The sequence below is a fragment of the Chryseobacterium bernardetii genome (assembly GCF_003815975.1).
Lineage (GTDB): Bacteria > Bacteroidota > Bacteroidia > Flavobacteriales > Weeksellaceae > Chryseobacterium > Chryseobacterium bernardetii.
Window position 1 is genome coordinate 4,885,850 of record NZ_CP033932.1, and the last position, 25,229, is coordinate 4,911,078.

General features: G+C 38.0%; 24 protein-coding genes. 9 read left to right on the top strand and 15 right to left on the bottom strand.

What is annotated here, in order from left to right; genetic code table 11:
- The first annotated feature begins 45 nt into the window (after positions 1 to 45).
- The 5 genes from EG339_RS22175 (at position 46) to EG339_RS22195 (ending at position 5,244) form a co-directional block, all read left to right on the top strand.
- Positions 46 to 1,233, top strand: coding sequence for an FAD-dependent oxidoreductase (locus EG339_RS22175; RefSeq protein ID WP_123872189.1), 1,188 nt, complete (start codon positions 46 to 48; stop codon positions 1,231 to 1,233).
- Between the two features lie 188 nt (positions 1,234 to 1,421).
- The gene (locus EG339_RS22180; protein WP_123872190.1) at positions 1,422 to 2,450 is read left to right on the top strand and encodes a hypothetical protein; all 1,029 of its coding nucleotides are present in this window, start codon (positions 1,422 to 1,424) and stop codon (positions 2,448 to 2,450) included.
- Between the two features lie 3 nt (positions 2,451 to 2,453).
- The gene (locus EG339_RS22185) at positions 2,454 to 3,380 is read left to right on the top strand and encodes a hypothetical protein (protein WP_123872191.1); all 927 of its coding nucleotides are present in this window, start codon (positions 2,454 to 2,456) and stop codon (positions 3,378 to 3,380) included.
- The gene (locus tag EG339_RS22190) at positions 3,380 to 4,615 is read left to right on the top strand and encodes a coiled-coil domain-containing protein (protein ID WP_123872192.1); all 1,236 of its coding nucleotides are present in this window, start codon (positions 3,380 to 3,382) and stop codon (positions 4,613 to 4,615) included. The genes EG339_RS22185 and EG339_RS22190 overlap by 1 nt, the downstream gene beginning before the upstream one ends.
- A gap of 83 nt (positions 4,616 to 4,698) precedes the next feature.
- Entirely contained in the window at positions 4,699 to 5,244 is a 546-nt protein-coding gene (locus EG339_RS22195; protein ID WP_123872193.1) for a hypothetical protein, read from the top strand.
- A 144-nt stretch (positions 5,245 to 5,388) separates the two neighbouring features.
- On the opposite strand, the gene EG339_RS22200 is transcribed toward EG339_RS22195, so the two are convergent.
- On the bottom strand, positions 5,389 to 6,873 hold the full coding sequence (locus EG339_RS22200) for a serine hydrolase domain-containing protein (RefSeq protein WP_123872194.1): 1,485 nt from the start codon (positions 6,871 to 6,873) through the stop codon (positions 5,389 to 5,391).
- Between the two features lie 88 nt (positions 6,874 to 6,961).
- Positions 6,962 to 7,546, bottom strand: coding sequence for a helix-turn-helix domain-containing protein (locus EG339_RS22205; protein ID WP_123872195.1), 585 nt, complete (start codon positions 7,544 to 7,546; stop codon positions 6,962 to 6,964).
- Positions 7,547 to 7,779: 233 nt separating this feature from the next.
- On the opposite strand from EG339_RS22205, the gene EG339_RS22210 reads away from it, so the two are divergent.
- A complete protein-coding gene (locus tag EG339_RS22210; RefSeq protein WP_123872196.1) occupies positions 7,780 to 8,646 on the top strand; it encodes a helix-turn-helix domain-containing protein in 867 nt (288 codons plus the stop codon).
- Positions 8,647 to 8,784: 138 nt separating this feature from the next.
- The gene (locus tag EG339_RS22215; protein WP_123872197.1) at positions 8,785 to 9,507 is read left to right on the top strand and encodes a siderophore-interacting protein; all 723 of its coding nucleotides are present in this window, start codon (positions 8,785 to 8,787) and stop codon (positions 9,505 to 9,507) included.
- 68 nt (positions 9,508 to 9,575) lie between these two features.
- Here EG339_RS22215 and EG339_RS22220 read toward each other — a convergent pair whose 3' ends face one another.
- The 4 genes from EG339_RS22220 to EG339_RS22235 form a co-directional block, all read right to left on the bottom strand.
- Positions 9,576 to 10,154: an NAD(P)H-dependent oxidoreductase gene (locus EG339_RS22220; protein WP_123872198.1), complete on the bottom strand. Its 579-nt coding sequence runs from the start codon at positions 10,152 to 10,154 to the stop codon at positions 9,576 to 9,578.
- Positions 10,151 to 11,176, bottom strand: a complete 1,026-nt coding sequence (locus EG339_RS22225; RefSeq protein ID WP_123872199.1) for a saccharopine dehydrogenase family protein — start codon at positions 11,174 to 11,176, stop codon at positions 10,151 to 10,153. The genes EG339_RS22220 and EG339_RS22225 overlap by 4 nt, the downstream gene beginning before the upstream one ends.
- 54 nt (positions 11,177 to 11,230) lie before the next feature.
- Positions 11,231 to 11,797: a Crp/Fnr family transcriptional regulator gene (locus EG339_RS22230; protein WP_123872200.1), complete on the bottom strand. Its 567-nt coding sequence runs from the start codon at positions 11,795 to 11,797 to the stop codon at positions 11,231 to 11,233.
- A 495-nt stretch (positions 11,798 to 12,292) separates the two neighbouring features.
- A complete protein-coding gene (locus EG339_RS22235) occupies positions 12,293 to 14,062 on the bottom strand; it encodes an aminopeptidase P family protein (RefSeq protein ID WP_123872201.1) in 1,770 nt (589 codons plus the stop codon).
- Positions 14,063 to 14,365: 303 nt separating this feature from the next.
- Between EG339_RS22235 and EG339_RS22240 the strand changes: the two genes are divergently transcribed.
- Both EG339_RS22240 and EG339_RS22250 read left to right on the top strand, forming a co-directional pair.
- Positions 14,366 to 14,803 carry a DUF6526 family protein gene (locus EG339_RS22240; RefSeq protein WP_123872202.1) on the top strand — a complete coding sequence of 146 codons (438 nt, stop codon included), beginning with the start codon at positions 14,366 to 14,368 and terminating at the stop codon, positions 14,801 to 14,803.
- A 201-nt stretch (positions 14,804 to 15,004) separates the two neighbouring features.
- The gene (locus tag EG339_RS22250) at positions 15,005 to 16,111 is read left to right on the top strand and encodes a DNA topoisomerase IB (protein WP_123872204.1); all 1,107 of its coding nucleotides are present in this window, start codon (positions 15,005 to 15,007) and stop codon (positions 16,109 to 16,111) included.
- A 64-nt stretch (positions 16,112 to 16,175) separates the two neighbouring features.
- Here EG339_RS22250 and EG339_RS22255 read toward each other — a convergent pair whose 3' ends face one another.
- The 9 genes from EG339_RS22255 to EG339_RS22295 form a co-directional block, all read right to left on the bottom strand.
- Positions 16,176 to 17,063 (bottom strand): helix-turn-helix domain-containing protein, encoded by an 888-nt coding sequence (locus EG339_RS22255; RefSeq protein WP_123872205.1) that lies wholly within the window; start codon positions 17,061 to 17,063, stop codon positions 16,176 to 16,178.
- Between the two features lie 168 nt (positions 17,064 to 17,231).
- A complete protein-coding gene (locus EG339_RS22260; protein ID WP_123872206.1) occupies positions 17,232 to 19,478 on the bottom strand; it encodes a TonB-dependent receptor in 2,247 nt (748 codons plus the stop codon).
- Between the two features lie 218 nt (positions 19,479 to 19,696).
- On the bottom strand, positions 19,697 to 20,590 hold the full coding sequence (locus EG339_RS22265; protein WP_123872207.1) for an urea transporter: 894 nt from the start codon (positions 20,588 to 20,590) through the stop codon (positions 19,697 to 19,699).
- A 155-nt stretch (positions 20,591 to 20,745) separates the two neighbouring features.
- On the bottom strand, positions 20,746 to 21,447 hold the full coding sequence (locus EG339_RS22270) for a hypothetical protein (RefSeq protein WP_123872208.1): 702 nt from the start codon (positions 21,445 to 21,447) through the stop codon (positions 20,746 to 20,748).
- A gap of 293 nt (positions 21,448 to 21,740) precedes the next feature.
- Positions 21,741 to 22,529, bottom strand: a complete 789-nt coding sequence (locus EG339_RS22275) for an urease accessory protein UreD (RefSeq protein WP_123872209.1) — start codon at positions 22,527 to 22,529, stop codon at positions 21,741 to 21,743.
- Positions 22,530 to 23,168, bottom strand: a complete 639-nt coding sequence (gene ureG, locus EG339_RS22280) for an urease accessory protein UreG (protein WP_123872210.1) — start codon at positions 23,166 to 23,168, stop codon at positions 22,530 to 22,532.
- A 134-nt stretch (positions 23,169 to 23,302) separates the two neighbouring features.
- Positions 23,303 to 23,992, bottom strand: a complete 690-nt coding sequence (locus EG339_RS22285) for an urease accessory protein UreF (protein ID WP_123872753.1) — start codon at positions 23,990 to 23,992, stop codon at positions 23,303 to 23,305.
- A 4-nt stretch (positions 23,993 to 23,996) separates the two neighbouring features.
- Positions 23,997 to 24,506 carry an urease accessory protein UreE gene (gene ureE, locus EG339_RS22290; RefSeq protein WP_123872211.1) on the bottom strand — a complete coding sequence of 170 codons (510 nt, stop codon included), beginning with the start codon at positions 24,504 to 24,506 and terminating at the stop codon, positions 23,997 to 23,999.
- On the bottom strand, positions 24,496 to 25,146 hold the full coding sequence (locus tag EG339_RS22295) for a hypothetical protein (RefSeq protein WP_123872212.1): 651 nt from the start codon (positions 25,144 to 25,146) through the stop codon (positions 24,496 to 24,498). The genes ureE and EG339_RS22295 overlap by 11 nt, the downstream gene beginning before the upstream one ends.
- Positions 25,147 to 25,229: the final 83 nt, after the last annotated feature.

The following is a 25,229-nucleotide window of genomic DNA, read 5'->3' on the forward strand; positions in this document are numbered from 1 at the left end:
ATTTTGCCCCATCAGTCATAACATAACAGACTGATGCTATAAATTATGATACAAAAGCACACCAACAAACGTATAGCCATTATAGGAGCCGGATTAGGGGGTTTATGCCTGACCCAGGGATTAAAAAAGAATGGAATAAACTGTACCATCTTTGAAAAAGACTCTGCCGCCAATATCCGCACACAGGGATACAGGATCAGGGTAAATGAACCGGGAATACAAGCATTGCAGGCATGCCTCACCCATGATTTGTACAATCTTTTCATCAATACCTGTGCAGCAAGCTACCGCGGAATGAATGTATTAACAACCCATCTCCAGTCTTCCCAAAATGATTTGGTGGAATCATGGAGTGACGGTGTAAGTGAGATCCCGGATCTGAAGTCCAACCGCCTCACCCTTCGTGAAATTTTATTACAGGGACTGAATAAAAATATCCATTTCGGAAAAGAGCTTACGGATTGGAAAGAACTCGACAATGATGAAGTTGAACTTTCATTTGCGGATGGAACAACTTATACTGCGGATCTGGTTATTGCTGCTGACGGTGTTCATTCCAGAATTGGAAAAGAATATTGTAAAGACCAGAAAGTGAATACCGGAAATATTACGATTTACGGAAGAACTTTTTATTCCCCGGAGGCTTTAAAAGCAATTTCACCGGAACTACAGAAAGGAACATCCGTTATTATAGAAAACCAGTATTCTCTGATCGTAGATGCAATGGTTTTCAGTTTTTCTCAAAAAGATACTTCCTGGGATATTTTAAGTTCTGTTTCTAACTATTTCTATTGGGCTTTTATAGGAAATCCGGAGGCTTTTGGACTTTCGCAGGCTGATTTTTATGATCATTCAGGAGAAGAAGTTTTTCATATCATTCGCCAGCTTACCGCCGATTGGCATCCTCAGCTTAAAGCTTTATTTGAGTATTCCGATCAAAAATCACTTTCCGTTACCCCTGTACGATCCTCTTTGCCTAAAGCGCCCTGGCCATCAGGAAACATTACCGCATTAGGTGATGCTGTACATACCATGAGCCCGGCAGGAGGTGTAGGGGCTAATACTGCCTTTATAGACGCAGCCCTTTTAACAGAAAACATCATAAATAACAGCAGCATTTCTGCAGCCATTGCAGATTACGAAGATAAAATGCGAATATACAGCAATCAGGCAGTAGAGCTCTCTTTACAGGGCGGAGCGATCCTTCATGGCGCTAATGAAAAGGATGAGTAACAGATAAATTGTATCCAGAATATCAAATGGTCAGTGAATTTTTTCACTGACTTTTTGATTGTATCAATCAAAACCGGAGGATTCGGTTTTACGGCTTCCCGTAATTTTATTCATCGTGTTGTTTGTAGTTTCGGGCTTTATAAAACAAAGTGTTTTACCACCTCATTCAAAAAACAACGAATAACATTATGAATAAAAAAATGACTCCTGCAGATCTCTTTTTGGGAATCCTTGCATTATTACTGATCAGCGTAAGTTTTTACCAGACATGGCTTGGGCTGCAACAGATTTTTGGCCCGGCATCTTTTGTAATTGCCCTGGTTTTATCACTCCTCCTTTTATTCCTTTGCTGGATGCTGAGAAATGCTAAACTGGCAGGCAAGCCTACCGGAAGCCTGGTAGGTATTTACATTTTCATTGCCTCATTCTGCTTTATTGCCAATTTCAATGCCCTGTATACAAGGTTTATGAAAACGGATATTTATACGGATGAACTCCGTGATATCAATAAAAATTTTACCGCTCTTGAAAATGATGTGGAATCTAAGCTGAGCTATAAATACAATAAAGCAACCACTCAAAATATCGAGATCAAGAAAAAACAAATGATGGAGCAGATTAAAGATCCCGGAAATAAAGGAATCGGAACCCGTGCCCAGCTGTTAATTAAAGATATTGAAAGGTTAACAGGCCAAAAGGTAGATCTGCTGACTCCCGTAGGTGAGGATTACGAAGACCTTGCAGAAAGAATGGGAAAACAGATTGACAATATCATTTCAGATCTTTCTCCTGAAGAAAGAGCCTTGAAAACCGACATCAATAATGCAGCTTTTAAGTGGAATAAAAACATCCAGGATCTGCTTCTTTTGTCTAAGAAGGATAAAGACGGGCTTTCCCAGGGTTTAATTGATGAATCCCTTTCGGATTACAATAAACTGGGAAGCAGGGCACAAACGGTTCTTGGAAATGATAAAATACACTTTGAACCCCTGGTTTCCAAAACCCAGCAGGTTGGAAAAATAGGTTTTGCCTTTGAACATGCCATTAAAAATTTCGGAATGTACCAGTTTGTGGTACTGGCAGGCTGTATCCTGCTTGATTTCGTGATCGTTATTATCATTTTATTGGTTACTGATTCCGGAAACTACACCGGAAGCAATGGCAGAAGCGTGTTTACCAATAAGAGAAGCGGAAAAACCATCATTCCTAATAATTAAGCCATGGAAAACAATGATCAGCTAAAACCTCTGTCTTTTGAAACAGAGGAAGCCTTAAAACCATTATCTTTTGATTTTCAAAATGACATCAAAGAGGATTTTGTCCCTATTGCCAAAACCATTTCCAATGATATCAGAAATAAGGACAGCAATTTTGTCTTTTTCTTTGGTACTGCAGAATCGGGAAAATCTGTGATCCTCTCTTCCATGCTTTATTATCTAAGGTCATATGCGGGAGTTTTAAGACCCAAACTGGGAACTCCAAATTCTAAAGAAGCCAATGTTCTTCTCTCTGATTTTTTTGAGAACATCAGGCAGGGCGTACTTCCCAACAGAACAACAAGAGATCAGGTAACCCGTCTGGATCTTGTTTTTGAACCGAATAACAGATCTAAAAGAGTGGTTCCTATAGATCTTACTTTTCTTGAAACCTCCGGAGAAAACCATAATGATATCCGAAGAGGCGGAAGCTACCACAGCAGTATAGAAACCTTTCTGAATGCCAATATTCCGCTTACTTTTATTATTGTTACCAGCTATGAAACTGCCTACAAAGATGATTCTTTAATCAATGAATTCCTGGATGAGCTGGAAAGGAAGGGGAAGAATTTAAAATCGGTGAATGCTATTCTGGTTATTTCCAAATGGGATAAATCCGGAAGAATGGATGTGGAAAGTGCAGAAGCCCTTGATGCCTTTATCTCGGAACACCTTCCTATGACTTCACAACGAATTGATACTTATGGCTTAAGTAAAACGTATTACACTATCGGAAGTATCCGGAATACCACAGGAAGCGAAAAAATTGACCTGTTGAATCTTTCAACCGCTGAAGTGCTTGCCAAATGGCTCTACAGAAGCATTGCAGGCTATGATCTGGATTATGAAGGAACATTCTGGGAACGTATAAAATTTAGTTTTACAAATTAATGGACAGTACATATTTTTTCTCCGCATTCGGCACTTTCGGGAACCCGAATGGTTTCAGGCAGTCTTTTTTCCTGGGCGGCAACAAGAACATTGCCAAAGAAATCAGGACCTTTGATCTAAAAACTGATGCTATCAAGCTGTTCCCGCAAAGCAAAATCTATGCTATCCGGAAAGATTATGCCGGTGGAAGCCACCTCATCTCCTACTCTGTTTACACCTTTGCCAAGGAACAGAATTCGGACAGAGGCGGTACATTTATCGGTTCGAGCCTGCTCTTCGTGAATAAAATTGCTTCTGAGGGAATTATCGTCAATGCACTGAACGAATTTCAGAGGCATCTTGAGAAACATAACCTTTCAGAGGGAACTATTACCGTCAATCATTCTGATCATTTTTCCATCCAAAAACCAAAAGATTTTGATAAGATAGGATTTAACATCCGGGAAGTGGATGAGCTTAACTTCAGCCAATCCAACAATAATTTTCTTGTGGTATATTGTGAAACCAATGCCGGCCAGCTCCAGCACTTTTTTAACAAAGCTATTGATCTTTTGAACGTTTATGATACTATTTATTTTACCCAAAGTCATGAAATTGGAGAATTTGTAAAGCAAAAAGGAATTTTTAAAATTGTAGATTCCAATGGATTTACAAAGGAGCTTGACCATCTTGAGGAGGAAAGAATCCGGAATCTTCAAAACATGATTGCTGAGCTTGAAAAAGAAAAAGAGAGCTTAAATGATGAGAAAACGAAACTGCTTGAAGATCTCAACAGACAGATTTCGCTAAATGAAAAACGGCATCAGGATAATGAAGCTAAAATAAAAGAATCCAAAAACGGCATTGAGGTTATTAAGAAAGAATATCATCAGTATTCAGAAAAAATAGAGGAAATTATTAAATCTCTTACTTCTGACGGAAAGGTAGAAGCTGCTAAAAAAAAGTATATGGAAAACAAAAGATCGTTTGCAGACAGTATCCGCCAAAAGAAAAATATAGAATCCCTCTCTTCTCTCTCTTCCCAGAATGGAAAGTTTCAGCCAATGGGAAATCAGCCATATGCTAACGCTGGTGGACTTGCGGGTTTCCACAGTTCCGGCATGGAGCAGAAAAAAGAGTTTGAGCTTGATGGCTTCAAAGTAGCTACATTAATTTTATCATTACTGCTGATTGGCACATTAGTTTTATGCTTTATGTGGATGCCGGAAAAATACTTAGCGGTATTTTCCCAGTAGAACACTTTTCCACTTTATGCCTTCGCAAGATTCACAGCTTTTATTAAAAGTTAAAATATTATCTTCGTAAAAAATTTGACAGTATGAAAAAAATAATATTTCTGGCTTCGGCTGTTCTGGTATTGAATTCATGTGTGGTAAGAACTGCCACTAAAGTAGTATCTGGAGCTGTAAATATAGGCTATAAGGCGGTAAAGGGAACTGTTAATGGTATCAGCTGGGCAGTAAGCAAGGCAAAGGGGAAAATAGATGAAGACCGTTTGGACGGAACCTGGAAAGTTGTAGGGGTTTATAAAGGTTCTTTTGAAGATTTTACCAAAGATCAGAATCCGGAAAGCACATTTTCTTCGGATTGTACAGAAGGTTTTGACCAAATGATTTTTAAAGCTAATAAATCTAAGTTTAAACCTGTACATTGCAGTTCTGATAAGGAAGATTGGGTAAAATACTCTTTAGAATTCGGGAAAAACCCTATCACCAAAGAAAAAGAAAATTATATTGAATACAATTCCAATAATTATATTTCGGTGATTGATGTTAATAGTAAAACAATGGTCCTGGAAGGTAACCTGATGCCTAAGCTGGCATTTTCCGGTGCTAAATTATATCTTCTGGAAAAAGTAAAATAAATTATAAAGCCTGTCTCTCATTATTGAAGACAGGCTTTTTTACTTATTGCAGGGTTATTAGTTAGTTATTTTTATTTTTCACGGATTACACGGATGATTGAAAAGCGGATATACTAAAAACCTTTTTTAATCTGCGTGAATAATTTACTTATTCTCTATATCGGCAATTTTCTTTCCTTCTTCTCCCAGATAATGAAGAACCAGCTTTTCGTATACTTTATAACCATTATCTGAATTGGTAAAAATCAGAAGCCCTTTACCTGACTGGGGCAATAGAAATGCAATACATCTTGTACCATGATCTGCACCGCTATGAGACAAGGCATAGTTTCCATTTCCCAGGTCATAAACTAACCACCCTAATCCAAAGTAAGTATCTTCTTTTATTTTTACCTGCTTCTTTATCATTTCCTTAAAAATATTGGGCATCAGCCCTTTCCCTTTCATCACACTTACCATAAAATTCCCGTAATCCCCGATTGTTGTATGCAGATCATCAGCGGCATTGGCTGTCTTATTTTTTTCTACCGGATAATGCTTTCCTTCCTCATCATATCCTACTGTAAATCTGGATTCATCGGTATTCTGATCCCAGATATAATCTGTATCGTTCATTTGAAGAGGATTAAAGATCAGTTCCCGGGCAAGCTGCTCCAGCGGCTTTTTAAATTTCTTTTCCAGAGCTTTCCGCAGGTATTCAAATCCTTCTCCTGAATATTGATATTTCGTTCCCGGCTCAAACTGAAAGTTGAGTTTTCGGTCAGCATTCATCCATCTCCAGTTGGGGAATCCAGTCTGATGAGAAAGAATAAGCCGGGTTGTTAATTTTTCATGCCTCGGATCACTGGCAATATCCGGATCTGTCCAATAAGTATCCAGAGGTTCATCCAGTTTCCAGCTTCCAAGGCTTATCAGACGTAAAGCTACCATTGCTGTAACGGGCTTAGTAAGAGAGGCCACATTGAAATAGGCATTATAGGGAGCTGAATATTCTTTTTTAATTTCACCAAACATTTTGATCTGTTTCAATGCCCCATCTTCAATAATTCCCAGTCCAAGAGCCGGAATTTTATTTTCTTTCAACCAATTTCCTATTTCCTGATCGTTATTAAAGACCGTTTCCTGATCGGTTTTTTCTTTGGCATGATGATCAAAACTGAATGACTTTGCTAATTTCCAATCATTATTCTCCAAAAGCCAGAAATTGATAAACTTAGCCCCACCTACTAATTTTTCTGCCCGGCTGCCTTGTTTTTCATAAAACAGATGTTCCCCGTTCTGTATAGCTGCATACACTTTTCCATCTTTAAACATGGGATAGATTTGAGTGCTTTTATCAGCCAGAACTCTTTTGGAACGATAAACATCCGGAGATTTACAAAGACCATTTTTAAAGTCGGTCAAGAATTTCTGTTTATCTGAAAAGCCGTCTTTATCATGATAGAATTCGAGATGCTCACTCAGCAGCTCCTCCATCTGTTTACTGTTACACATATTAAATCCTACAGAAAAAAGAAGGCTGTCCCTTGCCATTATTGTCTGGTAAAGAGGATCTGTTTTCGGCAGTTGAGCATAAGTATTAAAAAACAGAAAGAAAAAAAGAAATACAGATGAAGCTGTTTTTGTCATTATTAAATTTTTTGACAAAGATTATATTTTCATCTGTCTCATCCCTAAAAATGAACCTGACAAAAACCCGACAAAGCCCTGACAGGAATCATATCATATTGAAATTCAAACGAAAATACAGTTTCTTATTGCGGTCAATCTCTGCAGCATTGCGAAGGATTATAAAAATATTAGAGAGTACAATGACAATCATAAGAATCAGCGTAAACTGTCTTCCGAGCTTTAAAAATATCCCCAACATGAATACAACAGGTGCTATAACTGTCCATATCATCTGAACTGATATAATCTGTCTGGCCAGGCTGTTTCTCTGCTTCATGGTAAACATCAGGAGAAGCGGAACAAGAATATTCAGTGGCGGCAGCAGGGTAAACAGCAGTGAAGAAAGGTTGATAATTTTAATGAGACCATAATTGATCTCAGGCTGCAGCTCTTCTTCCACTTCAGGAGCTATCTCATGGGTAACTTCATCATTGGTTACAGGAATTGCGATAATATTCTGTAAGGATTTCTCCTCTATTTCCAAGGCTTGGGCCAATGCTCTCAAGGTATGCCCTTTCGGTTCTGTACCTGCTTCAATTCGTTGGATGGTTCTTACAGATATCTTCGATTTTTCTGAAAGTTCTTCCTGGGTAAGGTTTTTCTGCTCTCTTGCTACTCTTAGTTTAGACATGAATGATTGGGAAATATTTACTTTAATTCCATTAGCTAATTTACGTTTTTTTCAATATTGGGATCACAAGCTGCCTATCCCGGTATTGCAACAAAAAAATTACAGATCTCTAAACATGATTAAAAAGCGTTATCAATACCAATTTAGAATCTTCTGCCACAGTAACTTTTTATATTCCGAATCAAAACAGATCTTTTATATTGTTGTAGCTTTGTACAATCAGTTTCAAAAAAATGAAGCATACCATTCCTACCTACGATCTAAGTGACATTTCCAGGCATCGCTTCCATATAAAAAGAATGGATCAGCATACGTATTATGCGGAAAATATCCTTTTGGATAAAGGAATACATCGGGACAGCCATTATATATTTACTTTCATGGAAAGCGGACATGTAAAAATGATGGTAGACTTCAACATCATTGAAGCTGAAAATTCTACTATCTTCTGTGTATTACCCGGACAGGTACACCAGGGATTTTTAATGGATAACGTGAACGGATGGTTTGTAGCTGTAAAATCTGATATGGTTCCGGATGCTGTACGTTCTGTTTTTGAAGAGTTTCTGGAAGGAATACGTCCTTTGAAAGTGGAGACAGCATGGGTAGAAAAATTCAATAACACGGCCGCTATACTCCATTCCTTTTATACGGAAGAGATGCTGGCTTCCAAAGAAGGTTTCTCAATGATCCAGTCTCTGCTTCATACTTTTATAGGGATGTTTGCCTTTATTTACTCAAAAGAAAACAATTCTCAGGCCGCCTCTGAAAATCGTTCATTACAACTTACACGGGAGTTTAAAATTATGGTAAGGCAAAACTATAAAACCCTGAAAAGTCCATCCGAATATGCTGAAAAGCTAAATATCTCCAGAGGGTATCTCACAGAAGCCGTCCGTGAGGTGACCGGTAAACCTGCCCAACACTGGATTCATCAGGAAATTCTGATTGAAGCCAAGCGGTTATTGGCGTTTACCCATCTTACCATAAAACAAATTGCTTATGAGCTGGGATATGATGACCACACGTATTTCAGCCGCTTATTTTCAAAACTGGAAGATGAATCCCCTTCTGAATTCAGGAATTCAAACAGGAGCTGAAAACACCGCAAAAATTTCTGTCCTATTCTCCGGTATATTATTCTCTTCATATCCTTAACCACGAATTGTCCAATTATTCCCATGAAACAGCTATCGTAATATTTATATTTTGAAGCTTCCTTTGCAATAAAAATTCTTATGCCAAGTTTACCAAAATGGATCAACGATACAGTAGAAAATGTATGGTCCTCAAAATTCAAAGATTGTAAAATTATTCATATAGAAAGTGTTTCGGGAAACCTTCGTCTTATACGTTTTGAAACTGATTTACAAGACATTCAGTATGAACCTGGTTATGCCATTGGGATAAGGATCAACGACAGGGATTTCCGTAATTATTCCCCTTTCAATTTTAACAGGGAAGCAGGAACTTTTGAAGTTTTATTTCATATCCACAATGATTCTGCTGTGGGAAGTTGTTTTGCAGCCCATTTATCTGTTGGGGATTCTATAAAAATATTGATTCCCAGAGGAAAGCGATTTTTTGAGCCGAATGCAAAAATTCATTTCTCCATAGGGGATGAAACCTCACTGGGCAGCTCTCTTTCCATTAAAGAAGCTGTGGAAGAAGCCGGTTCTTCATTTATCTGTCTTCATGAGCTGGAAGAGCCCCAGGCTCTTGAAAGTCTCAATTTATATGGTTATCACAGTCCCAAAAACAGTACAATGAGAATCATAGAAGCCTTGACTGACTTTCTGAGAGAGGAAAAACAAACCATTTACAATGATGATGCTGTTTTTTACCTTACAGGAAACGGAAACCGGATGTCACTGATTAGAAAATATCTTAAGGCTAAAGGAGTTTCTTCAAAATGCATCAGATCGCAGGCCTATTGGATTGAAGGGAAAAAAGGACTTTAAAAGACAGGAAGCTGGAAATGATACTGATAAGTTATAAGAATTTCCAACTTCTGTTTTTTTATTGAATATTATTTTAGTTTTTGTCCCAATACTCTTACTTTCTTCAGCCATATTTTCCGCTGCTCCTCAGTAGAAGTTCGCACAATTCCGAGGTATGTAACCTTTACCGGCTTTATCCCGCAAAACTCAAGTATTGATTTTTTTAGCTGATTGACGCTTGGTCTTCCATACACAAGACGATAGTACCAGCCCGGTTGGTCGATTGTAGTGATAATATGAGCTGTTTTTCCTTTTAAAAGTTTATCCCACCACAAAGAGTTCTCTCTGTATTTATAAGCTAACCCAGGGAGAAAAAGCCGGTCTATAAAACCTTTCATCAAAGCAGGCAAACCTCCCCACCATACCGGATGAATCCATACCAGGTGATCTGCCCACTGTATAGTTTCCCAGGCATTTAATAGATCCGGCTCCAGATTCATTCGTTTTTGGTATCCAAACTGTAAATTGGGGTTAAAGTTTAAATCTGCAATCCTAATTTCTTTGATTTCTGCTCCTGCTTCTATAGCTCCATTTTTATAAGCTTCAGCAACACCGGAATTGAAGGATTCTTTATTCGGGTGCCCATTGATAATAGCTATTTTTTTCATGATGTTATATGGGTATTAATAGACTCATAGGCATTAATCTGAGCCAGTAATGATAAAGGTTCATGCAGTTGATGACTGAAATAAATATTGTTTTCGTGAGGATTCCTCAATAACTCTTCTGTATGTATAACTGCTGATAAAGCTGTTAATTCTGCCTGGCCTTTTGTACTCTGCAGGCTCAGTTTTTTCTCACCATCTTTAGCCTTTATTACAACTTCAAAAACCGCCTGATCTCCATTTCCGCTTGATCCGAAGATCATTTTTCTTTCTTTTAAAGACAGAATATTAAAAATCCTGAGATATTGAAAACTCCCTAACAGCCAGGTAATAAATTTAGAATTATAAGTCATTTTTACACTCACATTGGAAATTCTTTCAATCCTGTTCAGGATGTACAGATCAGGAACATCAAAATTGTAGGCATTCCTTTTTCCTATTCCAAAAGAAAAATCAAAAATTTCAGTATCTAAAAAATGCCTGATGGAATTAGGTTGATCATCTTTGTAATCATAAAAGGGAACTGCTACATTTTCCGCCATAAAATGAGCTGAGCTCTCTCCAGCCAAATCTTTAACAGAATAATATACAAAAAGTTTTACAGCCTGAATGCCATCAGTATCTTTTGAAAGGACATGAACCAATCCTGGGACTATCCCACCCATCCATCCGGAACTGAAAACAATTCGGCTGCTGATCTCTGTTTTTCTGGCAATATCATAGGCTTTTATCAGATCAGGAGTTGGTTTTGTGATGTCCAGATAATCAATCTTATTGGCAATGGCATATCTGAGCACATGGTCAGACTTGTCATTCACAGAAAGAATGATAAGACTGATTTTGTTATCCGTAATAACCTGAAAAGTCTTGGGATCAGTAACGTCAATCTTCAGGTTTCTATCCGTAACACCCTCTTTGCGCCCGCCAATAAAAACATTGAGATGAGGATTTCTTGTCTGTAAAATACGGGCAATTGTTTTTCCCACCAATCCATTTCCTCCTATAATCAGAATATTGTTCTCCATTTATTTTTTTTGACAAAATTATAGAGGCCATACACCAATAAACAGGACAAATGTCTAAAAAGAAATCTCTTTTCTAATGCGACTCAAATGCCGTTGGGTAATGCCAAGGTAAGAAGCCAGATATTGCAAAGGAATTTTCTGAATATAATCCGGATAGTTTTTAAGAAGTGTCTTATAACGTTGCGCAGCACTATCCCTCTGAAGCTGAAAAAACCTGTTTTCCAGTTCAAGATATTCCTGTTCAGCAATGATCTTTAAAAATTTTGTCCAGTTAAGATTATCCTGGACGAGAGCGTCCATTTTTTCCTTCTTCAGGACCAGAAGTTCTGCATCAGTAATTGCCTGCATGCTTTCTTTACTGAGACATCCGGAAATAAATGATGAATAGGCAGCCATCATGGTATTGGGGAACCTGAAACAATAGGTCATATCTTTTCCTTCATCAGAAAGATAGAAGGAACGGAAAATTCCGGACTGGATGAATGCCACCTCCCTGCATTTCTCACCTTCCTGTATGAAATACGCATTCTTACAGACTTTCCTGATTTCAAAAAGCTTTACAAACTCTTCGATTTCGTTTTCTGAAAACAGTTTAAAATTCCGGAAAAAATTATGTACCATTGATCTGGATTTTCTTAATACAGCGAAAATAAATAAAACTTACTGAAAAACTGAGTCTGGGGTAAAGAAGTTTGGGGTAAATAGCAGGAAGATGGAAGTTTTTTATTCAACCCTGAAGACACAAAAGTTTTTTTAAGCACTTAAAATTTAAGTTATATAAAATACACTAAAATGTAAATAAAAACTTGCAGTTAAGTTTAAACAGATTTTCAGTAAAAACAAAACCATCCCAGGATGGGATGATCTACCGTTTTGAATTACTAAGTTATTATATGAAGATATGAATGATGTTTATTGGTACAAAGATAAAAAGAGCTGTAATCTTCACCATCAGGAGAATCCCTAGAATTTTATCCGTAAAAATACGGTTGCGCAAACAAAAAAGCCCTGCAAGAAAACTTACAGGACTTTTGCTGATCTAACAATTATTTTGTTTAATGTTTTTAAGTTTAAAGTTCAATGGTAAATTGTCTTCAACACTGACTTTAGTTTTTATTAAAGGGGACTTACCAATTGTAAGAACCATTCTTTTACTTCTCCTTCCAAATGAGGAGCCAGCTTTTCTTCACATGTTTTGTGGTAATCATTCAGCCATGCAATTTCACTTTCTGAAAGAATTTCTTTTACCACAGTATCTTTAAAGAAAGGACAGAATGTTAATGTTTCAAATTCATAGAAGGTTCCGTGAATTGTTTTCTCTGCTTCTTTTACGGCAATAAGGTTTTCATGACGGATTCCGTAATGCCCTTCAAGATAATATCCCGGTTCGTTGGATAACACCATTCCCGGAAGTAGCTCCTGGGGATTTAAATCTTTTCTGATGTTTTGCGGACCTTCATGAACGTTCATGAAGCTACCTACTCCATGTCCTGTCCCGTGGTTGAAGTCTTTAGCTTCCATCCATAGCGGAAGCCTTGCAATAGCATCAAGCTGTACTCCTTTTGTCCCTTTAGGGAATTTCACCATAGATAAGCGGATTAATCCCTGTAATACCAAGGTAGAATTTCTTTTAAACTCTTCTGAAGGAGTTCCCAGTGCAAAAGTTCTTGTAATATCAGTAGTTCCTTCAAGATACTGACCTCCTGAATCTACCAGGATGGTATCTTCATTCGTAACCTCCTTACTTCCTTCTTTCTTGGCAGAATAATGCATGATGGCGCCATTGTCTTTATATCCAACAATAGAACCGAAGCTTTCTCCTACAAAGTTCTCTCCTTCCGCACGGAAACCTCTCAGTTTTTCACCGATGGAATATTCATTCATCGCTTCTTTTCCTGCGTTATGAGTAAGCCAGTAAAGGAATTTTACCATAGCCACCCCATCTCTTACCATTACGGTTCTGAAACCTTCAAGCTCTGTTTCATTTTTCTGTGCTTTCATCAGGTTTCCAGGTACCGGAGCTTTGATAAATTGATTATCTGCCTTTAATGTTTCAAAAATCTGCTGGTTACTGTTGGGAGAAACCAATACTTTTTCATTTCTGAATGTTTTCAGGTAATTGTAAAATTCTTCGTAAGGCATCATTTTTACGAAAGAATCATCCATCTGTTTTCTTGCTTCCACTTCAAGTTTTTCCAGCCCTGTGAATAGCACTGCATCATTTTTGGTGATGACAATATATGCTAAAAATACAGGATTGCTCTGTACATCGCTTCCTCTCAGGTTTAATGTCCATGCCACATCATCAAGACTTGAAATAATATGAACAGTGGCTTCCTGCTCTTCCATTTTCTGACGGATGGCAGAAAGTTTATCTGTTACAGATTTTCCGGCTCTTTCTACGGGCTGTACGAAGATAGGATGAGCAGAAGGTGTTCCTCTTTCTTTCCAAACTTCCTTTAAAAGAGGAATATCAGCAAGGGTAATATTTTTTGAATTCAATTTTTGAGAAAGCAGTTCCCAGTTGGCATTGGAAGCGGCCAGAGCATTTACGGCCACTTTACCTCCGGCCGGAATTTCAGAAATGATCCAATCAATATAATTGGGAGTTCCTTCTATGCCGTCTTTGAAAAGGTCGATTCCTGAACCGTCCAGTTCAATAGCTGCCTGTGTAAAATATCTTCCGTCTGTCCAAAGACCAGCTTTATCTTTAGTAACTACCACAAAACCGGCAGAACCTAGGAATCCTGACAGCCATGCTCTTTCCTGCCATTCTTCAGGAAGGTACTCACTCATGTGGGGATCTGCAGAATATACGATAAATGCATCAACATTATTTTTCTGCATTTCTTCACGAAGCGCAGCAACTTTTTCCTTTGAAGTCATTCTTTTCATTTTTAAACACCGAAAGTTACGAAAAATTTAAAGTCAGAGGATCAAATAAAGTCCCTATTTTCCTTATGATATGTTATTTTTTTATGAATTATGACTGAGGGCACAAAGAACATATTTTATTAGGCACAAACGTGCAAATGATTTTATGATGAATAGCTGATAGTATGCAGCTGTTTATTTTAGATGATAAAATTTCTTTTCCTTATTTCTAAAAAAAAATAAAATTCATACCATAAAATATGTTTTTATATTAAAATAATAATTTTTTGGAAAGATTATTGCTACATTACACCTATGAAACAGCAGAACTATAATAACCACAGAAAATTTTATCCGCCACATCATTTTGTTTATCTCCCTTTATTAATTATACTGGAGATTTTGGGAGTCTATAAAATCTGGGATGATCCCGGTAATCAGCTGGTTTGGATCTTATTTTCAATTGTAATTTTTCTGCTTTTTTATCTGGCATTGATGACCAGACAGCATTATGCATTAGGGCTTCAGAACCGTATGGTGATTCTTGAATTTAAACAACGGTATTTTGAGATTTTTAACAGAAGATCTGATGAAACAGTTGAAAAATTAAGGTTTGACCAGATTGCAGCCCTGAGGTTTACGTATGACGATGAATTTAAGGAGCTTTTGTACAGGGCACTTCATGAGAATATTTCAGGGGATGAGATTAAAAGATCCATCAAAAACTGGAAGGCCGACAAACTCCGAATTTAATAGACACCCATAAAATCTACACTTATGAAAAAATTGAGCTTTTACAGTATAATGATATTAAGTGTATTGACACTAACCAATTGTAGCGCAGTAGAAACAATCTTTAAGGCCGGAATGTGGTGGGGAATCCTCTTAGTATGTGCAATAGTAGTGATTCTTTTCCTGATTTTTTCGAAGGGTAAAAACTCCTAACCATTTCCTATGGAGAAGAATACAGATTTAGAGATTATTTCTCACCTTAAGCCATCAAAGATTGTTAAAATCATGAAGGATCCGGAAGCTTCTGCAAAGGCGGTACATCTTATTTATACCACCGATGCAGAAACAGCCGGAATCACGCGTAAAAAAACAGGAAAGAAATATTCTTATTATAAGGATGGAGAAAAGATCCGTGATAAGGATGAAATAACCCGCATCAATAAGCTGGTTATTCCTCCGGCGTGGGAAAATGTATGGATCTGTGCCCTGGAAAATGGCCATCTTCAGGCTACAGGTTTTGATGTTAAGAAAAGAAAGCAGTACCGCTATCATCCTTTATGGAGTGCATTAAGAAACCATACAAAATTCTACAGAATGCTTCAGTTTGGCTATGCCTTACCCAACATCAGGCTTCATATTGAGCAGGATCTTGCTTTGCGTAATTTTGAAAAACGGAAAATACTGGCTCTGATCGTAAGTCTTATGCAGAGAACCAATATCCGAATCGGCAATAATGTGTATGAGAAGCTGTATGGTTCTTTCGGACTCACTACCTTAAAGGATAAACATGTTGAAATTAAAGGACAAAAGATCACGTTTTCATTTAAAGGGAAAAAAGGGATTATGCATCATGTTGATCTCAGAAGCAAGAGATTGGCAAGACTAGTACAGAAATGCAAGGATATTCCCGGTAAAGAGCTTTTTCAGTATCTGGATGATGAAGGAAACCGGCATTCTATAGATTCCGGGATGGTGAATGAATACATAAAAGAAATAAGCGGTGATGATTTTACGGCCAAAGATTTCAGGACATGGTCCGGAACAGTAAGCGCTCTGATCGCTTTTAAGGAAATAGGATACGCGGAAAGCAACACTGAATACAAAAAGAAAGTAAAAGAAGCCCTGGATATGGTGGCCGAAAATCTTGGAAATACTACTGCGGTCTGTAAAAAGTACTATGTTCATCCCCTAGTGATCAATCTTTACGAAAATAACACCATTAAAAAATATCTTGACGAACTGGAAGTCATTGAAGAAAATGACGGCAAAGCTGATCTGACGAAAGAGGAGAAACTGGTGATTAAGATTTTAGAGAACGAGAAGTTGTAGGGAATTGGAATGGAAGCTGGAAGTACTTCCGTTTTTGAGGCTTCAAGAACTTCCAGCTTTCAGTCTAACCCTTTACTCTATTGCTCAAAAATTGAGTTCTGTATTCCTTTGGAGTAATCCCTGCAATTTTTTTGAAAAGCTGGGTAAAGTGAGATGCCGTGTGAAAATTCAGTTCATAAGCAATTTCCGCAATATCTTTACTGGAATGCAGTAATGCTTTACTGTAATTGATATCGATCTCGTTGATCCACTGTTTGGGAGATTTTTGGGTAACGCTTTTCACACATTTGTTCAGATAACTTTCTGTTACGGATAATTTATCAGCATAGAAAGCCACACGTTTTTCTCCTACATGATATTTGAATAAAAGATCCCGGAACTGAAGAGACAATTCCATCGGTCTTGTGGCAGATTTATGATGGGCATCAGAATCTGTACTCAGCATTTTGATGAGAATAAGGTGAAGCATTGTGACTACCACATCATTTACGTTCAGATTATTCAGCCATAATTCCTGTTCCATAATAGGAAGAAGCTGGGTAATGGTTCCGTAAGTCAGGCTGTCCAGGTTCAGGAAAGGGGTCATAAAGAAAATGCTGCTCTTATGTTTTGGCAATTCCTGTTCAGAAAGGATATTATTTTCATAGGCCAGAAAAAAGCCTTCAATATCATCAGAAAGCTCTACGGTAGCAGTAATGGTTCCCTGTTTGATAAAGATCACTCCCCTTTTTTCCGCATGGTATTCCTTATTTTCAAGGTACTGTTTGATATGCCCGTTCGTAACGAAAATGATGAAATTAAACGTTGTACGGTACGGAATTACCGGCATCAAAATACCTTTGAGGTAATTCTCTATCCGGTAGAGCTGTATATCCGCATTATTGGCTAATATTTTTTCCGTGATATTGGGCAGGAAAAGTTTTTTGTATTGAAAATTGGATAATACTTCCATAATGAATCGATTATTACAAATTTAATGCTGAAATTATATTATTGGAGGTTTTTGTACAATGTCGGGTGTAAAATGTACAATGTATGATATGAGTCATCATTTTTTTTATTTTAGTAAAAAAAACAATTTACGCCACTACATTATACATTATACATTATACATTATACCCTAGAACTTATAGTACACTCCCACTCTTACTCCCAATGGGCTTCCCGGCGTATAGGTAAGATCTGTAACAGGTTCTGCTTCACCCTTCAGCTGGGTTTCCGTAGCAAACTGAGCTTCATTCCATTTTACATTGAACAGGTTATTGACCTGAATATTGGCTCCCCATTTCTGACGATTATAAGACAGTACCAGATCATTTACAAAGTAAGCCTTAGTTTTGATGCTATTGTCTTCCACTGCCGGTCTTTCTCCGAGGTAGCGGTATTGAAGACCTAGAGAAAATCCGTTCAGGAAGTCCCAGTTTACAGATCCTGTACTGGTCACTACCGGGGCTAATGGAATATAATCCTGACCTTTTTCTTCTTCCATAAATCTTGCATGGGAGTAATTGATATCTGCATTCAGGTAAAAGTTCTCCAACGGTTGGAAACGGATTCCCAGATCTGCCCCGAAGCGTCTTGATTTTCCTGACGGTTCTACTACGGCATCATCTCCTACATATACAAACTCCTGCTGAAGATCCATATACCACACGGTTGGGGTAATAATCAATGATTTGAACGGATGTAATCTTACTCCAAAATCTGCCCCGACAGAATATGGAAGTGTATTTTCATTTTTATTGGTCACCACTACTCTCATATCGTTGGAATGGAATCCCATCCCGGTTTTCAGGAACCACATTACATTATCGCTCTGGGCATAGGAGAAATTCAGTTTAGGACTTACTCTTGTTGCTTCTTTTGACTGCCCGGAAGGTAATTGTTCAGAATCCAGCAGATTATGCATATTAAAAATGAAATGATCTACTCTCAATGCAGGATTAATTGTCCATTTCCCGGTTTTCCAAACCAGACCTGAATACACATGAAGATTGGTTTCCGTTCCGTTTACATCGGATAATCTGTCAAGCAGCATATCTCTGTGATAAACGTGATTAAGCTGTAACGTATTGATATCATCGTTTCTTAAGCCAATTCCGGAAGTCCAGTTTAGCGAGCTGTTAGGAAAGGAAAAGTTTTTGGTATATTTTACTTCTGCACCATAGATATTTCTTCCGTCCGCCTGCTGAATTTCGTCTCCTTTGTCTTTATCTTTTAAATAAAATGTAAAATCGGAATACAGATTGAAATTATATTTGGAATAAAAAGCCATGGCATCAATCTGTTCAGAAGGTGAAATGATATGCTTGAAATTCATCTGAAGATTGGTTCTTGAAGTTTTCCCGCCCTCAGTAGGATCTATACTTCCCCATCTGCTGATGATCCCTTCATCTACCGCACGTTCCGGAATTTGTCCGGAAGCATTCCATGAGGAATTGAATGTTGAAAACTGAATATTGAAATAATCGTTATCAGTAAGCCATTGGTTATACTTTCCAAAAAGATTAACCCTGTTGAAATTCTGTTTTACGTCAAATGGTCCGTCTGTATAATTGTATTCGGCAGCGATATAAGCATTTCTCCTTCCCAGGTCATCATGCAGAATATTGAACATTCCCAATACTCTTTTTGAGCTGAACGAACCACCTTCAAGCTTTATCATGCTATTTTTCAATCCGTTATAGGTTTGAAAATCAACATAACCAGCGGTATTAAAGTCTCCACGATCCATATAGTAAGCTCCTTTTCCAAAATCAATATTGTTCACCGTTTCAGGGATCACGAAGTGAAGATCAGAATATCCCTGTCCATGGGCATGAGACATGATATTCACCGGCATTCCGTCTACATTTACGCTTACATCTGTTCCATGATCGGCATCAAATCCTCTTAAAAACAATTGTTCTGCCTTTCCCCCTCCGGCATGCTGTGCAATAAAAAGTCCCGGAACTTTTCTCAATAAATCCTGTGCTGAATTAACGGGGAATTTATTCAGATCCACTTTAGTAATGGCAGATAAAAAAGAACTGTGATTAATGGCCACTTCCGAGATCTGAAAAGGTTTATGCTGTAAGAAAATAACCTTATTTTTATCGTCTTCATTGGTAACCACCCATTTTACCTCATCATATCCCTGACGACTGATGACCAATGTATCAGGAAGTAACTGAACAGGGATGGCAAAAGTACCGTCTGTTCCAGTATGTGTATGGCTGTTTCCGTGATTATATTTTACCAATACGTCTGCAATTGGAAATTTGTCTTCTGCATCTTTTACTGACAACTGCTTTTCCGCTTCCTGCGCCATTATTTTTCCACTGAATGCTATGACAAGAAAAACAGCTGCTATTTTAGTGATTTTCATTTTTTGTTTTAATTAAATTAGAAATTACAGGTGAGAGAAAAGATAATAGACGAAGAGATGAGACTAGAGATATTTTAATTGTAAGGTCAATGGTCAGTTTTGATTCACAAGTGAATGGTGAATTGTCAGCCAGCAGTGAAAAGACAACAACCTTGAACATTAAACTTTAAACTAACCTACTCCCGCTCTAAAACCCTCAAACTCTATAACTCTCCAACCTAGATCTGCGTTTTAGTTTTAAGAAATATCTTCTGAATGAAAAGGGTGATCCATGTTCCGGCTACAAATGGGAAAGTAAAGACTCCGCCTACTGCATCCAGGCAATGATTATCAATTAAAAGATCATCAATGGCAATCGTTAGAAGAACCGCAATAAGTACCCATAATCCATCTGTTTTTTTAACTCCTGAGAATACAATAGCTGAAAGAACAGCATTAAATCCAAATAGTCCCATGTGAATTTCTTTAATAGGTTCCCCATTGAATTGGGATAATCCCGCACCAAGAATAGAGGCAGCCAAGCCATATAAAGCAGCTATCGGTGAACTGATAAAAACAGCAATAAAAAAAATAATACCTGAAAGAACCCCACCCTGGAATATCACTTCACCAAAACCATTGGTACAGGTAAGGAAATCATCATATTTTGAAGGGGCTACCTCAGCACTCAGCATTGCAGACGGCGGAATATGGGTAAAATGATGTAAAATAAACACCAATACCCAGGTAATGATAATAAAAGGAAAAGTGAACACCGGAATTTTCTTTTGGATAAAGAAATGCTGAATAACAGCTGCCAAAGCTCCTCCGAATATGATAAGGATCCAGATTAAGGCTGTTGTTTCAAACAGAAAAGCCAATGCCACTCCTACCAATGCGGCACTGAAGCCATATAATCCGGCATTGATTTCAGATGGATCATATTTAAGCTTCATTGCAGTAAAGGTTCCGGCTGCTGTTGAAAGCAGAACCGCTACTCCGCACTGCCAGCTTCCCATAAAAATTCCTATCAGAAACAGAAGTCCGGTCCATCTGTTTTCCTGAAGCATGATTTGCCCTATTCCTTTTAAAATATGGTCTAAAAAAGGTAATTTCTTGAAAAATTCGTTCATAGTTTTTTTGTATAATGTATTTTGTATGATGTAAAATGTATTGATGATCTGGATAAGGTAGTAGAGGTTAGAAACAGGAAATAAAACTTTTCTCTCAAACTCTCTTACCCTCAAACTCTACCACTCGCACCTCGTATCCGCATCCCCAAACCCGTTTACCATCCAAGAAAGACCATTCCGACACCGCAGACAGTTACTACAGCTCCGCTTACCACCCCCATATATCTTTCCAGTTTTTCTGTATTGAATAATGTTGAATAGCCGTAACGTCCCAGAAGAACCATTCCAAGCATCGTTAAAACAGTAGTAACGGTGAATGAGGTTACCAGAACAGCAATTTCAGGCATGGAATGTTTTACTCCAGAATAGAATAGTAAAGGAATTAAGGGTTCACTGGGACCCATTACGAAAATCATAAAAAGGACAAGCGGCGTTACTTTTATTCTTGTTTGTGGCATTACCACTTCGCTATGATTGTGTTCATATACATACACATCATCACCCATCACATCAAAATGTTTATGAGGCTTATTTCTGACCGCCTGAATAAGGCCATACACCAAATAAACTCCCCCAAAGATCAACAATGCCCATCCTGAGAAATTTCCTCTGATATCCTGAAACCAGGAGATTTTATTAAGCTGCCAGCCCAGAAACACTCCGATAAAACCTAGGATGAGAGAACTCAGAACATGCCCAAGCCCGCAAACTACGGTTAATATCGCCGTCTTCATCCCACTCCATTTTTTGGATTTTGAAATCACAATGAAAGGCAGGTAATGATCCGGCCCAGAAGCGGTATGTATAAAACTTATTGAAACGGCACTTAAAAGCAGTGCCCAAACTGTACTGTCCATTTTTTTTACTTAATTTTATTTTTGCCAGCTTTGTCAAGGTTTAAAATTTTGACAAGGCTCATTTCGGATTCTTTTTAAATTTTGGCTAAAGCCAGTGGAGGATTTATTTTATTTATGCGGGCTAAAGCCCGCTTCTATTGAATATACTCTCGCAGATTTTGGAGATTACGCTGATGATTATCTGCAAGAAAATCTGCTTTATCTGCTCAATCAACGAGCGATAAAACCTTTCGTCCTCATTAGCACCCTTCGGCTCCGTTCAGGGTGACAGAGTTCATTAAAGCAATATTCTTTTACTCCAGCAACCAAAGAATTTCCTGAATATGAAGGAAGAAATTGTACATTAATTCTCCGCCATGTCCTAAAGCCCTTACTACAAATCCGTTATCATCCATCGCTGAAACTCCAACTTCCATGTCTTCAATATGTTGGGCTGCTGCTTCAACAATCTCTTCAATGATCCCGTTTTTGTCTACATTTTCTTTTGTACTGTAAAAGATTAAAGTTCCCTGGTGCGTATACTGTTCCAGGTTACCAATACTGCTGATCGGGATCAGGTCAGGCTGAATTACCACATTATCTTTTAGTACCAGTTTATTGTTATGATAGATTTCCATAAGGTTCTGAAAACGTTTCAGCTTGAAAACTTCCCCATAATGCTTTCTTCCGCAGGTAATAATTTCACTGATGATAATCTGGCTGTTCTTACCGATATGGATATTGGCTTTACTTTTAAAATTGGAATCCTCATGCGGAACAATGGGGTGAGGAACATAAGCAAAGGAGGTTTCATCCTCCATGATTACATTCAGCTCCTGAACAGCCTTATCTTCCATATTGAAAAGTCTCTGATACGACTGCGATTGCAACTGGAGTGAAGATCCTTTCTCAAGAGCAACGTCCAGGTGATAATGATCTCCGTCCAGGATTCCCGGAGAGGAGCTCATCACCATCTGATACAGTTTCTTATCACTTTTTCTCTGCCCAACAGAAACCACTCTGAAGGGCAGTGAAACGTAAAGGTCCTTCACATAGGATTCTCCTTCTTTAAATCCTGCAATAATTTTTAAACGACTGTCCATTTATCTTACCAGATTCGGTTCTTCAATTTCTTCTAAAAGAGCGTATTTTTTAATCCACCCGATTACTTTATCCAGTCCTTCATCTGTTTTAAGATTGGTAAAAACAAAAGGATTTCCTTTCCTCATTTTTCGGGCATCATTTTCCATTACTTCAAGGCTGGCTCCTACATATGGGGCAAGGTCAATTTTGTTGATAATCAATAAGTCTGATCTTGTAATACCGGGACCTCCTTTTCTTGGGATTTTTTCTCCTTCTGCAACGTCAATAATGAAGATGGTAACATCGGCAAGGTCCGGGCTGAATGTTGCTGAAAGGTTATCTCCTCCACTTTCAATAAGGACTAATTCAATTTCAGGGAAACGGGCTGCCAGCTCATCTACTGCTTCAAGGTTCATACTGGCATCTTCCCGAATTGCAGTGTGGGGACAGCCTCCTGTTTCTACCCCGATAATCCTGTCGTGAGGGAGAAGACTGTTTTTAGCCATAAATTCAGCATCTTCTTTAGTATAGATATCATTGGTGATTACCCCAAGATCGTAAGCCCCGAATAATTTTCTGCTTAAACGTTCCAATAATGCAGTTTTTCCTGATCCTACAGGGCCTGCAACTCCTACTTTTATATATTTTCTGTTTTCCATTTTTTCTAAGTTTTACTTTGTTTTATTTTTTTAACGCTGAGAGCGTTAAGATTTTTTGATTGATTGTGAAGATTTTTCGTTCGCAAGGGCGTTTCACTCAGCTAAGGTTATTTACATTTTGCCCTTTTGTCTCTTTATGACATATAAAGCCTTGAATACAATCTTTCATGCTGCATACATCGGATGTCAAAGGCTGTATTGCAAAGTCCTACCAGATCCCTGTCCATCTCTATGGTTTCCTGAGCTGTTTTTTCCATGACAGGATATAGTGCAAATAAGATATCCTGCCCGTCAAGCTGTCCCAGAGGTACCAACTTTACTGCATTGGTAATCATTCCGGCAACTGAAGTATAATAGAATCCTAGCAATGCTTCATACAATGGGATTTTCATTAAATAAGCATAGGCTCCAAATACAATACAGTAATGAGAATTGGCTTCTTTATTCTGAATAGCTTTTTCAAAGGCTTCCATCAAAGGGAAGCTTTCTCTTCTTTTGAATATTTTGATAAGCCTTAGTCCTAATTTCTGGCTTGCCTGGCGGATTTCTTTCGGACATTTTATAGCATTACACTCATTATCAAGGTTTAAAAGTACCTGTAAATCTCCTTTTTCTGCTGCTTCGTAAGCCAGTTTTACAAAAGCTCCGTCATTGAATTTAAGATTATACTGAAGCATGTTCTGTACAAACTCCTTAGCGGTTCCTACATTATGAACAATTCTTTCCTGCACATAAGTTTCAAGTCCGTTGGAATGGGTATAACCACCGATGGGAAGTGTAGGATCTGCCAAATGAAGCAGCCCTGATAGAAAATTGATGTTCATCGTATTATTCATCTTTTGGAGAAGCCATTTTTAAGATTTTAGTAAAAATTGAGGAGCCAAGACTTCCATGTCCATGAGGTTCTACATTGGATTTCAGGAGATTCAACAGTTTTACGGATTGTTTTTCCGGTTTAAAACCGCTTGCTTCCAGCCATCTGAACATAGGCATTTCAAACGGAAGCAGTACTTTATCATCCTGAATGAAGAGCGGAATATGCTTGTTTCCGATTTCATAGCATACTGTTCCCATTTCCAATAGGGAGCCAGGAACCATTACAATGGCATCTGTTTCCAGAACATTAATTGCTATTACTTTTTCTGCATCCTCAAAAAGAATATCACCTTCACGCAAACGCTGCCCTTCTTTTAAAAATTTGATGGCAACATCTGCTCCGTTCCTGGTTCTTTTACGCTGGATTCTTTTGGTGGTCTCAAACCATTCCAGATCCAGATAATCTATGGTTTTCTCTGTTGGATTTTCGGTGAGATTGCCTATGGTTTGATTAATAATCATTTTTAGCCGTTTTTTTTCTGAAGTCAAAGTTTTTAGAAATACCAACCCCAAATGTTGAACCACTGATTCCTGCTACATAGCTCTTAGTCCAACCTTCTTCTTTAGTCTTAGTCTGAAGCATTGAAAGTTCTGCAAACTTGAACTTCAGAGCCCAGCCTCCACCTAATAGTATTCCGATCAAAGGATAAGCACGAAGAAGGAATCCGTTAAAATTCTGCATCGCATCAGCGGTTGTTGCCTGCTGCTGTCCCCAAACGTAATGGGCGTCTATCTGCCCAATCAGTACAAAGTATTTCCCCAGCATTAAAGAAGGACTGTACCAAACTCCGGCCTCATTTTGTTTATACATAACATTATGATTAACAGAATTTTGAGAGTAAGCATAATTAACACCGACAAGGTCATTATTATTGATAAAATACCCAACTCCAAGCGGTGCGCTGGAAACAGTACTGCTGCTATTTGTTGGAGTAGTCACTTTGGAGTAATCCAATGAACCATACATCATAAATTGTCCTTTAGGTCCTTCTTCATCATTCTTCAGCCTGTGTCCGCCTAAAAACTGAGCGTTTACATTGCCGCAAAGCAAAAACATTCCGGTTACAGCAAGAGAAAAAACTGTTTTATTTAAATATTTCATTCTAAACGTAGTTCTATAATTGTTTTAAATATTGACTGATAAGCCTTTTGTTGTAAGTAAACCTAACAGGTCTCTGAAACCTG

What these genes read in the sequence shown, in the direction of transcription:
- EG339_RS22235 (WP_123872201.1), bottom strand. Translation starts at nt 14,062, where the DNA reads ATGACTTCAAAGGAAAAAGTTGCTGCGCTTCGTGAAGAAATGCAGAAA.
- EG339_RS22255 (WP_123872205.1), bottom strand. Translation starts at nt 17,063, where the DNA reads ATGGAAGTATTATCCAATTTTCAATACAAAAAACTTTTCCTGCCCAAT.
- EG339_RS22240 (WP_123872202.1), top strand. Translation starts at nt 14,366, where the DNA reads ATGAAACAGCAGAACTATAATAACCACAGAAAATTTTATCCGCCACAT.
- EG339_RS22220 (WP_123872198.1), bottom strand. Translation starts at nt 10,154, where the DNA reads ATGAAAAAAATAGCTATTATCAATGGGCACCCGAATAAAGAATCCTTC.
- EG339_RS22210 (WP_123872196.1), top strand. Translation starts at nt 7,780, where the DNA reads ATGAAGCATACCATTCCTACCTACGATCTAAGTGACATTTCCAGGCAT.
- EG339_RS22200 (WP_123872194.1), bottom strand. Translation starts at nt 6,873, where the DNA reads ATGACAAAAACAGCTTCATCTGTATTTCTTTTTTTCTTTCTGTTTTTT.
- EG339_RS22265 (WP_123872207.1), bottom strand. Translation starts at nt 20,590, where the DNA reads ATGAACGAATTTTTCAAGAAATTACCTTTTTTAGACCATATTTTAAAA.
- ureE (WP_123872211.1), bottom strand. Translation starts at nt 24,506, where the DNA reads ATGATTATTAATCAAACCATAGGCAATCTCACCGAAAATCCAACAGAG.
- EG339_RS22205 (WP_123872195.1), bottom strand. Translation starts at nt 7,546, where the DNA reads ATGTCTAAACTAAGAGTAGCAAGAGAGCAGAAAAACCTTACCCAGGAA.
- EG339_RS22190 (WP_123872192.1), top strand. Translation starts at nt 3,380, where the DNA reads ATGGACAGTACATATTTTTTCTCCGCATTCGGCACTTTCGGGAACCCG.
- EG339_RS22270 (WP_123872208.1), bottom strand. Translation starts at nt 21,447, where the DNA reads ATGGACAGTACAGTTTGGGCACTGCTTTTAAGTGCCGTTTCAATAAGT.
- EG339_RS22275 (WP_123872209.1), bottom strand. Translation starts at nt 22,529, where the DNA reads ATGGACAGTCGTTTAAAAATTATTGCAGGATTTAAAGAAGGAGAATCC.
- EG339_RS22215 (WP_123872197.1), top strand. Translation starts at nt 8,785, where the DNA reads ATGCCAAGTTTACCAAAATGGATCAACGATACAGTAGAAAATGTATGG.
- EG339_RS22185 (WP_123872191.1), top strand. Translation starts at nt 2,454, where the DNA reads ATGGAAAACAATGATCAGCTAAAACCTCTGTCTTTTGAAACAGAGGAA.
- EG339_RS22230 (WP_123872200.1), bottom strand. Translation starts at nt 11,797, where the DNA reads ATGGTACATAATTTTTTCCGGAATTTTAAACTGTTTTCAGAAAACGAA.
- ureG (WP_123872210.1), bottom strand. Translation starts at nt 23,168, where the DNA reads ATGGAAAACAGAAAATATATAAAAGTAGGAGTTGCAGGCCCTGTAGGA.
- EG339_RS22225 (WP_123872199.1), bottom strand. Translation starts at nt 11,176, where the DNA reads ATGGAGAACAATATTCTGATTATAGGAGGAAATGGATTGGTGGGAAAA.
- EG339_RS22175 (WP_123872189.1), top strand. Translation starts at nt 46, where the DNA reads ATGATACAAAAGCACACCAACAAACGTATAGCCATTATAGGAGCCGGA.
- EG339_RS22295 (WP_123872212.1), bottom strand. Translation starts at nt 25,146, where the DNA reads ATGAAATATTTAAATAAAACAGTTTTTTCTCTTGCTGTAACCGGAATG.
- EG339_RS22260 (WP_123872206.1), bottom strand. Translation starts at nt 19,478, where the DNA reads ATGAAAATCACTAAAATAGCAGCTGTTTTTCTTGTCATAGCATTCAGT.
- EG339_RS22180 (WP_123872190.1), top strand. Translation starts at nt 1,422, where the DNA reads ATGAATAAAAAAATGACTCCTGCAGATCTCTTTTTGGGAATCCTTGCA.
- EG339_RS22250 (WP_123872204.1), top strand. Translation starts at nt 15,005, where the DNA reads ATGGAGAAGAATACAGATTTAGAGATTATTTCTCACCTTAAGCCATCA.
- EG339_RS22285 (WP_123872753.1), bottom strand. Translation starts at nt 23,992, where the DNA reads ATGAACATCAATTTTCTATCAGGGCTGCTTCATTTGGCAGATCCTACA.
- EG339_RS22195 (WP_123872193.1), top strand. Translation starts at nt 4,699, where the DNA reads ATGAAAAAAATAATATTTCTGGCTTCGGCTGTTCTGGTATTGAATTCA.